The sequence below is a fragment of the Flavobacterium sp. GSB-24 genome, assembly GCF_027924665.1.
In the GTDB taxonomy this organism is placed as follows: domain Bacteria; phylum Bacteroidota; class Bacteroidia; order Flavobacteriales; family Flavobacteriaceae; genus Flavobacterium.
Genome location: NZ_AP027043.1, coordinates 2,424,357 through 2,436,902, shown reverse-complemented (window position 1 = coordinate 2,436,902; position 12,546 = coordinate 2,424,357). Strand labels below are relative to the sequence as shown.

Here is a 12,546-nt window from a genome sequence, read left to right as displayed (position 1 = left end):
TTGTTAATGGTTAATGTTGGGATAAACTTGAAACCTGAAACTTGAAACTTGAAACTTGAAACTTGAAACATCGAACAAATGAAGTTCATAAAAAGTCTATATCTGAATAATTTCTTCTTCTATTTGCTTTTAGGCATAATAGGATTGTTTATTTGTGCTTTTATTTTTCCGAATCTTTATAATGCGGTTTGGCTTATTGTTTTGGGTTTGGTGACTTTTTTAGGTCTTGATATCCTGATTTTATATTTGGCAAGAACTGGACTTGAAGCAGAAAGAATTACGCCGGAAAAACTATCTAATGGAGATTTAAATCCCATTCGAATCAACTTGAAAAATCATTATAATTTTCCTGTTTCGGTTAAGATAATTGATGAAATTCCATTTCAGTTTCAAGTTCGTGATTTCAAGATTGTAAAATCGATCAAAGCATCAACGCAAAAAGAAATTAGTTATGAACTCCGCCCGACAGAACGCGGCGAATATCATTTTGGAGCTTTAAATATCTATGTATCTTCGCCTTTAAAACTAATTGCTAGAAGATTTGCTTTTGACAAAGACCAAATGGTTCCGACGTACCCATCTTATATTCAGTTAAGAAAATACGATTTAATTGCTTTTTCTAATAATCTTTTTCAATACGGAATTAAAAAAATCCGCCGAATTGGACACACAATGGAATTTGAACAGATTAAAGAATATGTACAAGGCGATGATTTAAGAACATTAAACTGGAAAGCTACTGCCAAAAGAAATTCTCTGATGGTCAATCAGTTTCAAGACGAAAAATCACAAACTGTTTATATGGCAATTGACAAAGGCCGTGTCATGCAAATGCCTTTTGACGGCTTAAGTTTATTAGATTATGCGATAAATTCGGCTTTAGTTTTATCCAATGTCATTCTGAAAAAACAAGATAAGGCAGGACTTTTTTCATTTTCTAAAAAGGTAGAAAACAGAGTTTTTGCTGAAAGAAGAGGTTCTCAAATGCAGAAAATCCTAGAAACTTTATACAATGTAAAGACTGATTTTTTCGAAAGCGATTACAGCCGATTATATGTTGATATTAAGAAAAATATCAATCAAAGAAGTTTAATAATTCTGTATACCAATTTTGAAACAATGGACGGATTGAATCGCCAATTACCTTATTTAAAAGGAATTGCTAAAAGTCATTTATTGGTTGTTGTGTTCTTCCAAAACACTGAATTGAATTCAATCATTAACAAAAAAACAGCCACGATTCAGGAAGTTTATGACAAAGTGATTGCAGAAAAATTTATGTTCGAAAAACGATTAATCGTAAACGAACTTAAAAAATACGGAATCCATTCGGTTTTGACACAGCCTGAGAATCTTACGCTTGACGCCATTAATAAATATTTGGAAATTAAGTCGAGAGGGATTTTGTAAATTTCTCTTCTATTAATTTAAAGTTACCTTACGTTATCCCGTAAAAACTAATTGATTAAATTACTTAGTTTTGAAAAAAATCAAAACGATTCAATGTAATTTCAATTAATAAAAAATGAAAAAAATCATCCCAATTCTGTTCATTTTATTAAGCTTTAAATCTCTGGCACAAAAAACAGAAAACATAATCATCATTACTACAGATGGTTTTAGATGGCAGGAAGTTTTTAAAGGACTTGACCCTGCGATTGCCAATGACAAAAAATTCAATCAGGGAGACAGCGCCTATATTTATAAAAGATATTCCAATCCCGATATCAAAGAAGCACGTAAAAAATTAATGCCTTTTTTCTGGTCCGAAATAGCTTCAAAAGGTCAAATTTATGGAAATCGAGATTTAGGAAACAAAGTTGATGTTGCCAATCCGTATTGGTTTAGTTATCCTGGCTACAGCGAAATTATGACCGGAAATGTTGACCTGAAAGTGAATTCAAACAGCTATAAAGCCAATCCTAATGTAAATGTATTAGAGTTCTTGAACCAGCAGTCTAAACTCAAAGGAAAAGTTGCGGCTTTTGGTGCTTGGGATGCTTTCGATAGAATTCTGAATGAAGAAAGAAGCGGGTTTACTGTCATTTCTGCCTTTGATAAAGTTGGCGGTAATAAACCTACATCGGCTCAAAAATTACTAAATGAAATGCGTGACAACTCTTATAAGCCTTTCCATCAGGATGAATGTCTCGATGTTTTTACGCATTATCAGGCAAAGGATGAACTTAAAACGAAAAAGCCAAAAGTATTGTACATCGCGTATGGCGAAACCGATGAATGGGCACATCATGCACAATATCGTTCGTATTTAGACGCTGCAAACCAAGTCGATAAATGGATCGAGGAAATCTGGAATTTTGTTCAAAACGATCCGCAATATAAAAACAAAACAACCTTATTTATAACAGTAGATCATGGACGAGGAGACAAAGTAAAAGCGCAATGGACCGATCACGGCTCGGATGTAGCAGGTGCATCTGAAATTTGGTTTGCTGTAATGGGACCCGAAATTGCTCCAAAAGGCGAAATCAAAACAGAATCGCAATTGTATCAAAAACAAGTCGCACAAACCATTGCCAAAATTATGGGTTACAGTTTTACAGCTCAACACCCTGTTGCCAAAGAAATTAAAGAAGTGTTTGAGAAATAATACTAAAAATCAATCAAGAATCAAATGTGTAATATCTGGGAAGAAATAGAATGGATTTTTGAATTTGACGGTTCATTAAGAGATATTTATGTCGAAAATGTGACTATTGAAGACTGGAAAATTTTAATAGATTTTTTAAATTTGAATCACCTCACTCAATATGGCGTAACAGGAGAAAATGAAATCAAAAATGAAATTGATAAAGAATATTTAATATTAATGATGAATGATGAAACGGATACAATGGAATGCAAAACCGTTTCTATAATTATTGACGATATTATAATAAATACTCATTTTTTCTCTGCAGATGAAATTGAATTTGACATTGATCCAAGAGAAATAAAATCTTTTGAAGATTACATTAAGGTTGTGAACTTTATGAATCAAATTAGTAAAATTTTGAACAAGCCTCTAATTCTAACTGGCGAAAATCAAAAAGATTTTCCACTTATTAAGGTAGATTTCTCCAAAAACCTAATCAAAACATTGACAAAAAAGGAAGCCATAAAATTGTGGAAATAAGCAGAAATATGCAAGATTTCAAAAACATGACTGGAATAAAAACCTTTACTGCTTTGTAACTCTGAACCTTTGCCTCTTTTAAAAAAAAACTCTGTACCTTTGCCACTCTGCAACTTTGAGCCTTAAAAAAAATGAAACAAATCACTTCAATTCAAAATCCGTTTATCAAATCTTTGGTTTTACTTCAAGAAAAAGCAAAAGCCAGAAAACAAACTGGAACATTTTTGATTGAAGGGCAACGTGAAATTTCATTGGCCATAAAAGGCGGTTACGAAATCGAAACGGTTTTGTTTTTACCCGAATTAGTTTCTGAAAGCGAAATCAATAAACTGATTCAAAATTCTTTTCAAATTATAGAAATTAATAAAGAGGTCTACCAAAAATTGGCGTATCGTGATACAACGGAAGGGATTTTAGCTGTTGCGAAAACCAAATCATTGAAATTATCAGATTTAAAATTATCTGACAATCCATTAATTTTAGTGGTAGAATCTTTAGAAAAACCAGGCAATATCGGTGCTGTTTTACGTACTGCAGATGCTGCCAATTTAGACGCTGTTTTAATTGCTAACCCAAAAAGCGATTTATACAATCCGAATATTGTGCGTTCTAGCGTTGGCTGTTTGTTTACCAATCAAATTGCATCAGGAACAACTTCTGAAATTATTGCTTTTTTAAAAGAAAAAAAGATTAATTTCTATAGCGCAACGCTACAAAATTCAACTTCTTATCATACTCAAGATTTTACTGCTCCAACCGCTTTGGTTGTTGGCACAGAAGCAACTGGTCTAACGCAGGAATGGCGAGAAGCTGCTACTCAAAATATTATTATTCCGATGCAGGGCGAAATTGACAGTATGAATGTTTCTGTAGCTGCCGCGATTTTAATTTTTGAAGCGAAGCGCCAGAGAGGATTCTGATTTTAGATTTTAGTCCCGAAGCCTTGGGATAGATTTTAGATTTTCTAAAAGTCGCTTCGCTCCTTTTTGGAATTTGGGATTTAAAAAATTTGGAATTTTACCCCTTCAAAAATCTACAATCTTTCCCGAAACTTCGGGACTAAAATCTACAACCGCAAAACCTTGTGTATATAGAAACTAATTCTTATTTTTAGTACTTGAACTATGCCGTTATGACAGAATTAGATATTGAAAAAGAAAATAAAGCTATTGCGCAGGAATACAAGGAATTACTTCGAATAAGTTACCAAACTTTAAGCCCAGCTGATAAAAAATTAATTCGGAAAGCTTTTGATGTTGCCGTTGATGCCCACAAAGAGCAGAGACGCAAATCGGGAGAAGCCTATATCTTTCATCCTATTGCAGTTGCAAAAATTGTTGCCTCAGAAATTGGTCTGGGAGCGACCTCTATCGCCGCGGCCTTATTACACGATGTTGTAGAAGATACTCCAATTACAGTTGAAGATATTGAGCGATTATTTAATCCGAAAGTAGCACAATTGGTTGAAGGTCTTACTAAGATTTCGTTAGTTCAAAAAAACTTAAATGCTTCAATGCAGGCTGAGAATTTCAGAAAAATGATTCTGACATTGAATGATGATGTCCGCGTAATTTTGATCAAATTGGCCGATCGTCTTCATAATATGCAGACAATGGATTCGATGGCGGAATATAAACAAACCAAAATCGCATCTGAAACTTTATATATTTATGCTCCTTTAGCCCACCGTTTGGGACTTTACAATATTAAAACTAAACTTGAAGATTTAGGTTTAAAATATACCGAACCAGCTGTTTACAATGATATTGTCAGTAAAATTCGTGAAACCAAGGAAGAACAAGATGCTTACATCAAAGATATTTCAGATGTTTTAAAGAAATCTCTAGACAATGAAGGTATTGATTATATCATCAAAGGCCGACCAAAATCTATTTATTCTATCCGTAGAAAAATGCGTGCTCAAAATGTAAGCTTTGATGAAGTTTACGACAAATTTGCACTTAGAATCGTTTATAAATCGGATGCCCACGATGAAAAATTTGTGGCATGGAAAATCTATTCAATCGTAACCGATCATTACAGACCAAGCCCGAGCCGTTTGCGTGATTGGATTTCGTCACCAAAATCTACTGGTTACGAAGCACTTCACATTACAGTAATGGGTCCAAAAGGACGCTGGGTTGAAGTTCAGGTTCGAAGCGAACGTATGGACGAAATTGCTGAGAAAGGATATGCTGCACATTATAAATATAAAAATGGAGCAACAGAAGAAAGTGGCTTAGATGTTTGGCTGAATCTTTTGAGAGAAGCACTAGAAAACCCTGAAACCAATGCAGTAGATTTTGTAGAAGATTTCAAAATGAATTTATATTCAAAAGAAATTTTCATTTTTACGCCAAAAGGAGAAATCAAATCACTGCCTAAAGGAGCGACTTCTTTGGATTTTGCTTTTAGCATTCACTCTGAAATCGGAATTAAGACTCGAGGAACGCGCGTAAACGGAAGATTAGTTCCTTTGAATTACGAACTTAAAAGTGGTGATCAGGTTGAAGTAATTACTTCTCCAAATCAGAAACCAACGGTAAACTGGCTGGAATACGTAACGACTTCTAGAGCAAAAAATAAGATCAAGAATGTTCTGAACGAGAACACTAAAAAGATCGCAGAAGAAGGAAAAGAGTTGCTTGTTAGAAAACTGAAACATTTAAAAATTACTTTTAATGAACAGGTTACAAACGAGTTAGTTAACTTTTTTAAACTCAAAACGAGCTTAGATTTATTTTATAGAGTCGGAATCGGCGCGATTGAAAATCAGCAGTTAAAAGATTATGCTGCGCAAAAAAGCAATTCGTTTATCAATTTCTTTAAAAATAAAATCAAAAGAAATAAAGATACGACTGCAGCTGAGGATATTCATAAACCAGTTATCAGCAGCAATTATGACATGCTGGTTTTTGGAACTGAACATGACAAACTCGATTACAAACTTTCACAATGCTGTAACCCTATTCCTGGTGATGATGTTTTTGGTTTTGTTACTATTAACGAAGGAATTAAAGTACATAAAAAAGATTGTCCAAATGCAATTGGAATGCAGTCTAATTATGCGTATCGAATCATGAGCGCCAAATGGATTGACTCTTCGCAAGAGGAATTCAAAGCGATTATCAATATTACGGGAATGGATGTTTTAGGACTTACCAACCAATTGACAAGAGTAATTTCGAACAATATGAGCGTAAATATCCAAAGTATTTCGCTGAGTACAGATGCAGGAATTTTTCACGGTCAGATTGCTGTAATTGTAAAAAATAACACCATTTTGAAGAAAATGATTAATGCAATTAAGAAAATTGACGGAGTTGATAAAGTTACCAGAGAATACAGAACCTAACTTTTTAACCTATCTATAAGGGTTTTATAACTAAACTTTAAACCCGAAACTTTTATTGATTAAAAATAAAAATTTATCTTTGCCGGATATGACACTCATTTCAACTGACAACACTAAAAATCAAGAAATTGTAAAAAACGTATTTACAATGTATCTTGAACAAAAAGGGCATCGCAAAACTCCTGAGCGTTATGCTATACTTCAGGAAATTTACGACAGCGAGGAACATTTTGACATAGAAAATCTTTATATCAAAATGAAAAACAAAAACTATCGTGTGAGTAGAGCTACTTTGTACAACACGATTGAGTTATTGTTAGACTGTGCTTTGGTTAGAAAACATCAATTTGGGCAAAATCAAGCTTACTACGAAAAATCATATTTCGACAAACAGCACGATCACATTATCATGACTGATTCTGGCGAAGTAATTGAATTTTGTGACCCAAGAATTCAAACCATCAAAAAAACAATCGAAGAAATATTTGATATCGAAATTACGAATCACTCACTTTATTTCTACGGAAACAAAAAAGAAAAACAATAATCCAGAAAGGAATTATTCAAAAAAATAAAAAAAAGAAAAATTAACTACATAATCAGTAGGACAACTTAGATTGTCCCAACGCAAATTAAAACAGAATGACCGTAGATTTATTACTAGGATTACAATGGGGAGATGAAGGTAAAGGAAAAATTGTTGACGTTCTTACCTCAAATTATGATATTATTGCACGTTTTCAAGGAGGACCAAATGCAGGACATACATTAGAATTTGACGGAATCAAACACGTACTTAGAACAATTCCTTCTGGAATTTTTCATAAAAATTCAGTAAATATCATCGGAAATGGTGTTGTAATTGACCCAGTAGTTTTTCAAAAAGAAATTGAAGGTTTAGAGAAATTCAATCTTGATATCAAAAGCAAATTGATCATTTCTAGAAAAGCGCATTTAATTTTACCAACACACCGTTTGCTTGACGCTGCTTCTGAAGCATCAAAAGGAAAGGCAAAAATTGGTTCTACACTTAAAGGTATTGGACCAACTTACATGGACAAAACTGGTAGAAATGGTTTGCGTGTTGGAGATATCGAATTAGAAGACTTCAAAGAGCGTTACAGAGCATTAGCAGACAAACACGAAGCTATGATTGCTTTTTACGACGTTAATATTCAATATAATTTAGCTGAATTAGAAAAAGAATTCTTCGAAGCTATTGAAGAGCTTAAAAAATTAGATTTTATTGATAGTGAAGAATACATGCACCAAGCTCAAAAAGCTGGTAAATCTATTCTTTGTGAAGGTGCTCAGGGATCTTTATTAGATGTTGATTTCGGAACTTATCCTTTCGTAACTTCATCAAACACTACTGCAGCTGGAGCTTGTACAGGTTTAGGAATTGCTCCTAACAAAATCAAAGAGGTTTACGGAATTTTCAAAGCTTACGTTACACGTGTAGGAAGCGGACCTTTCCCAACTGAACTTTTTGACGAAGTTGGTGCTACAATGGCAAGAGTGGGTAACGAATTTGGATCTGTAACAGGAAGACAAAGACGTTGCGGATGGTTAGATTTAGTAGCTTTAAAATATGCTGTACAAGTAAATGGAGTTACTCAATTAATGATGATGAAAGGTGATGTACTTTCTGGTTTTGAAACTTTAAAAGTTTGTACTGAATACAACTACAAAGGACAAAATATCTCTCACTTCCCTTACAACATTGAACCAGAAAATGTTACTCCAATTTACAAAGAGTTTAAAGGATGGAAGCAAGATTTAACAGGACTTACAACTTACGATCAATTACCTGTTGAGCTAAAAGAATATATTGAGTTTATTGAGAAAGAAATCGAAGTGCCAATCAAAATTGTATCGGTTGGACCTGATAGAAAACAAACAATAACAAAATAATACATTTAAAAACGCTCTGATAATCAGGGCGTTTTTTTTGAATAATATTGATATGAGAAAAAATCCAGAAATTGAGATTACCGAAACCAAGTTATTATCAGATAACTGGTATATATTAAATAAAGTTACTTTTAACTATAAAAAGGAAAACGAAAAAATAGAATCGCACATACGAGAAGTATATGACCGTGGCAATGGTGCTGGTATCTTATTATATAATTCTGCTAAAAAAACAGTTATACTAACCAGACAATTTCGTTTACCAACTTATCTTAACGGAAACAAAACCGGAATGATGATTGAGGTTTGCGCTGGACTTTTGGATAAAGATAATGCTGAACAAGCTATAATTCGTGAAACAGAAGAAGAAACAGGATATCGCTTAAAAAAAGTCCAAAAAGTGATCGAAACTTATATGTCACCTGGATCTGTAACTGAGATTTTATATCTTTTCGTTGGAGAATATGACGAAAGTATGAAAGTAAGTTCTGGAGGAGGATTAGATGCCGAACAGGAAAATATCGAAGTTTTAGAATATACTTTTGATGAAGCTTACAAAATGATTGAATCTGGAGAAATTACAGATGCTAAGACTATTTTGCTTTTACAACATGCTAAAATAAAAGGTTTGATTTAATTATAGGTTTCACTCAAATGTAAATCAAACAAACAATTCACAAAATTATGTAACCCTTTTCAGCTATCACATTTATAACTTTACAATCATAAAAATACAACCTATGAAAAAGTTATATTACACAGCAAACGCGTTACTTATTTTGATATTGACTTTAGCAGTTTCCTGCAAAAAAAGCGACACAATCAATTTAACAGAAAATAATAAAACTACTAAAAAAGCAATTGAGTATAAAAAACCCAAATCTGCTATTACATATAAAGTTGAAAACACTAAAGACTGGCTGAAAATTAATGAAGCTGACAGCAGTAAAATGGATATTGTATATGCACTAAACAGGACTGATAAAGCCAACTTTAAAAAGCTAGATTCTGTTGTAATTCCTAGAGATTTTACTGGCGATTTAGTATATTATCTTCCATTTCCATTGCATGTTTCAGCTTTACAGGAAGTTTCAAAGATTATTCTTTTTTCATATCCGACACAAACTTTTGCCGCTTACGAAAATGGCGAGTTAGTTTACACAGGGCCAACAAATATGGGAAGAAAAAAAGATCCTACGCCAACTGGACTATTTTTCACGAATTGGAAAGCAGAAAAAACTACCAGTACATTTAATGACGAATGGGATTTAAAATGGAATTTCAATATCGAAAATAAACTTGGAGTTGGTTTTCACCAATATGAACTGCCAGGTTATCCTGCCTCGCATTCTTGTTTAAGATTATTAGAGAAAGATGCTAAATACCTTTACAAATTTGCTGATGAATGGATTTTAAAAGACAAAGAAAATGTAAAAGTAAAAGGAACTCCAGTTGTAGTTTTTGGAAGCTATGATTTTGACGGGCCAAAACCTTGGCTAAAATTAGCCTCTGATCCCGAAGCTTTAAAAATATCAGAATCGGAAATTGAAACTCAGGTAAAACCATTTCTAAAAGAGATCCTAGAAAATCAAAATCTAAGAGAAGCCGAGCCAACAAAAACTATGTAAAATATATTTATTTAGTAAAAAAGTCAGCTGAAACGATTAAATATTGTTTCAGCTGACTTTTTTATGCCTTTCAAAATTACAAAGTATTCGGCTAAAGCCTTTCCCCTATTCTTTACAAAATCTCCAGCTAAAGCTGGAGCCTATTCAATTGATTATAGCCAATCGCACAAAACCTCAAACAAAATCATCAACCACGAACAAATCAACCTTTAATAATCAATAAACAATCATTACCATTATCCACTAACCACCAATAAAACCTCAGTCCCTCAGCACATTTGTCTCTCTGCACCTATAAAAATAATAAATAAGCGATCGTTCATTTATTATTTATTTATTTATATCTTTGCATCATAATTAATTTAGAATTATGAGGACAAGAGATATTAACAAAGAAGAAATTGTAAAACAGAAAGCAATAGAAATGATTGTTAAGCAAGGCGTTGAAGGTTTTGGAATGAACCGTTTAGCAAAAGAATGTGGGGTTTCTGTTGCTACGCTTTACATTTACTACTCTGATAAAGAAGATTTGATCCGGAAGATTGGAATTGAAATTGGCAGTAATCTTTTCAATAAAATGCTTAACGGGTTTTCTCCAGAAATGTCTTTTAAAGACGGATTGAGAAATCAATGGGAAAATCGGATTGACTTCCTGCTTAATTTTACTTTAGAAGCAACTTGTTTTGAACTCTTGAAACACTCTACTTACGGTGATGCAATTTTAGCAGAAATTAACGGCGAATTTAAACAAACTATGTCACAATTTATGCTTTCTTCAATTGAAAAAAAAGAACTTGTTCCCGTCACTTTTGAAGTTTTTTGGAGCATTGCTTACGGTTCACTTTATTCTCTTTTAGAACTTCATAGAGAGGGAAAATCGATGTCTGGAAAATCTTTTGTACTTAATGACGATCTAAAAAATGAAACTTTTAATTTGGTTTTAAAAGCACTGACACCTTAAAATTATCAAAATGCAATTTTAAATTTCAATATCATATTAAATTCAATTTTAATAAAATGAAAACTTCAATTATAGAAAATAAAAAAATAGCCATTATTGGTGGCGGTCCTGTTGGGCTTACAACTGCCCGAATTTTACAAATAAATGGTGCTAATGTTACGGTTTATGAAAGAGATATAAATGCTCAAGCTCGAACTTCGGGCGGAACGCTTGATATACATTCAAATTCTGGTCAGTCTGCAATTCAAAAAGCAGGCTTAATGGACGAATTTCTTAAATATGCCCGACCGACTGGCGAGAAAATGGCCGATATGGACGGAAATATAACATCTGACGAAATGCCAGATGAAACAAATGCTTTTTCACGCCCAGAAATTGACCGAAATGATCTCCGAAAAATAATGCTGGATAATCTTGAAGAAAATACAGTTGTCTGGAACAGTCAATTAATATTGAAAAAACTGAAAATCAATATTTTCTAGAATTCAAAAATGGAAAAACTGCAGTCGCTGATTTCGTAATTGTAGCAAACGGAGGAAGATCGAATGCTAGAAAATTTGTGAGCGACCACGAACCCCAGCTTTCGGGAACTTATATCATTCAAGGAGAAATCTCAAATCCAGATCAAGATTATCCAGAGTTTAAGCCTAAATATGGAAACGGAAATGTGATGGCAATGGGTGATCATAAAATGTTTTACACCCATACCATGCGAGATGGATCAGTACATTTCGGGGTTTCTTTTAAAGCCGATGAAAACTGGATTCTGAACAACGGAATTGATTTTGAAGATGATCAAGCTGTGATCTCATTTTTAAACGAAAAGTTTAAAAACTGGGGAGACGATTATAAAAAATTCTTTACTGCTTCTAGTGAATTTTCAGGTTTACCTTTAAGATTGTTTTCTCTAGAAGAACCTTGGAAACAACATTCTAACATTACTCTTGTCGGCGATGCAGCGCATTTAATGCCGCCGTTTGCAGGTGAAGGTGTAAACATGGGATTATTTGATGCTTTCCATTTAACCGAAAATTTAACTAATGGAAAATTTGAAACCATAGATGAAGCAATCGCTGATTACGAGAAAAAGATGTTTGGTTATGCTCTAGAAGCACAGCGTATGACGAAGAAAATGGAAGATTTACTGCATTCTGATATTGTTGCACAAGATATATTAGATAGCAGGTTTTAATGTTAAATTTCGTAGTTTAGTTAAAAAACAAAATGACTTCTTTAGAAAATAATAGAACTTGCAAAAAAGGGCACCATTATTCCAAAACTAGTGACTGCCCTACTTGTCCTATTTGCGAAGCGCAGAGAAAACCAAAATCAGGACTTTTATCTGTTCTATCAGCTCCCGCTCGAAGAGCTTTAGAACGTAAAAATATAAATACGGTCGAAGATTTATCTAAGTATAGTCAAGCAGAAATTTTATCTTGGCATGGAATTGGTCCAAGCAGCATTCCAAAATTATTAGAAGAATTAAAAAAGAATGGTCTTAGTTTTAAAGATTAACAACTAAAAAAGGCGTAAGAACTAAATCTTACGCCTT

The 12,546-nt window shown here is 33.3% G+C and carries 13 protein-coding genes; all 13 read left to right on the top strand.

Annotation, left to right across the window (positions count from 1 at the left end):
- Positions 1 to 78: 78 nt before the first annotated feature.
- The 13 genes from QMG60_RS10700 (at position 79) to QMG60_RS10640 (ending at position 12,509) form a co-directional block, all read left to right on the top strand.
- The gene (locus tag QMG60_RS10700) at positions 79 to 1,410 is read left to right on the top strand and encodes a DUF58 domain-containing protein (RefSeq protein ID WP_281867814.1); all 1,332 of its coding nucleotides are present in this window, start codon (positions 79 to 81) and stop codon (positions 1,408 to 1,410) included.
- Between the two features lie 115 nt (positions 1,411 to 1,525).
- The gene (locus tag QMG60_RS10695) at positions 1,526 to 2,611 is read left to right on the top strand and encodes a phosphoglyceromutase (RefSeq protein ID WP_281867813.1); all 1,086 of its coding nucleotides are present in this window, start codon (positions 1,526 to 1,528) and stop codon (positions 2,609 to 2,611) included.
- A gap of 24 nt (positions 2,612 to 2,635) precedes the next feature.
- The gene (locus QMG60_RS10690) at positions 2,636 to 3,136 is read left to right on the top strand and encodes a hypothetical protein (protein ID WP_281867812.1); all 501 of its coding nucleotides are present in this window, start codon (positions 2,636 to 2,638) and stop codon (positions 3,134 to 3,136) included.
- A 131-nt stretch (positions 3,137 to 3,267) separates the two neighbouring features.
- Positions 3,268 to 4,056 carry an RNA methyltransferase gene (locus QMG60_RS10685; protein ID WP_281867811.1) on the top strand — a complete coding sequence of 263 codons (789 nt, stop codon included), beginning with the start codon at positions 3,268 to 3,270 and terminating at the stop codon, positions 4,054 to 4,056.
- 212 nt (positions 4,057 to 4,268) lie between these two features.
- Positions 4,269 to 6,491, top strand: a complete 2,223-nt coding sequence (locus QMG60_RS10680; RefSeq protein ID WP_281867810.1) for a RelA/SpoT family protein — start codon at positions 4,269 to 4,271, stop codon at positions 6,489 to 6,491.
- Between the two features lie 88 nt (positions 6,492 to 6,579).
- Complete coding sequence (locus QMG60_RS10675) at positions 6,580 to 7,038, top strand: transcriptional repressor (protein ID WP_057119866.1); 459 nt, start codon at positions 6,580 to 6,582, stop codon at positions 7,036 to 7,038.
- A gap of 95 nt (positions 7,039 to 7,133) precedes the next feature.
- Positions 7,134 to 8,405, top strand: coding sequence for an adenylosuccinate synthase (locus tag QMG60_RS10670; RefSeq protein ID WP_057119127.1), 1,272 nt, complete (start codon positions 7,134 to 7,136; stop codon positions 8,403 to 8,405).
- 52 nt (positions 8,406 to 8,457) lie between these two features.
- A complete protein-coding gene (locus QMG60_RS10665) occupies positions 8,458 to 9,042 on the top strand; it encodes an NUDIX domain-containing protein (protein ID WP_281867809.1) in 585 nt (194 codons plus the stop codon).
- 103 nt (positions 9,043 to 9,145) lie between these two features.
- Positions 9,146 to 10,033, top strand: coding sequence for a L,D-transpeptidase (locus QMG60_RS10660; protein WP_281867808.1), 888 nt, complete (start codon positions 9,146 to 9,148; stop codon positions 10,031 to 10,033).
- Between the two features lie 370 nt (positions 10,034 to 10,403).
- Entirely contained in the window at positions 10,404 to 10,994 is a 591-nt protein-coding gene (locus QMG60_RS10655; RefSeq protein ID WP_281867807.1) for a TetR/AcrR family transcriptional regulator, read from the top strand.
- Positions 10,995 to 11,050: 56 nt separating this feature from the next.
- Positions 11,051 to 11,476 (top strand): FAD-dependent oxidoreductase, encoded by a 426-nt coding sequence (locus QMG60_RS10650; RefSeq protein WP_281867806.1) that lies wholly within the window; start codon positions 11,051 to 11,053, stop codon positions 11,474 to 11,476.
- Entirely contained in the window at positions 11,428 to 12,186 is a 759-nt protein-coding gene (locus QMG60_RS10645) for an FAD-dependent monooxygenase (protein WP_348773907.1), read from the top strand. The genes QMG60_RS10650 and QMG60_RS10645 overlap by 49 nt, the downstream gene beginning before the upstream one ends.
- Positions 12,187 to 12,218: 32 nt before the next feature.
- Positions 12,219 to 12,509, top strand: a complete 291-nt coding sequence (locus tag QMG60_RS10640; RefSeq protein WP_281867805.1) for an RNA polymerase alpha subunit C-terminal domain-containing protein — start codon at positions 12,219 to 12,221, stop codon at positions 12,507 to 12,509.
- The last annotated feature ends 37 nt before the right edge of the window (positions 12,510 to 12,546 follow it).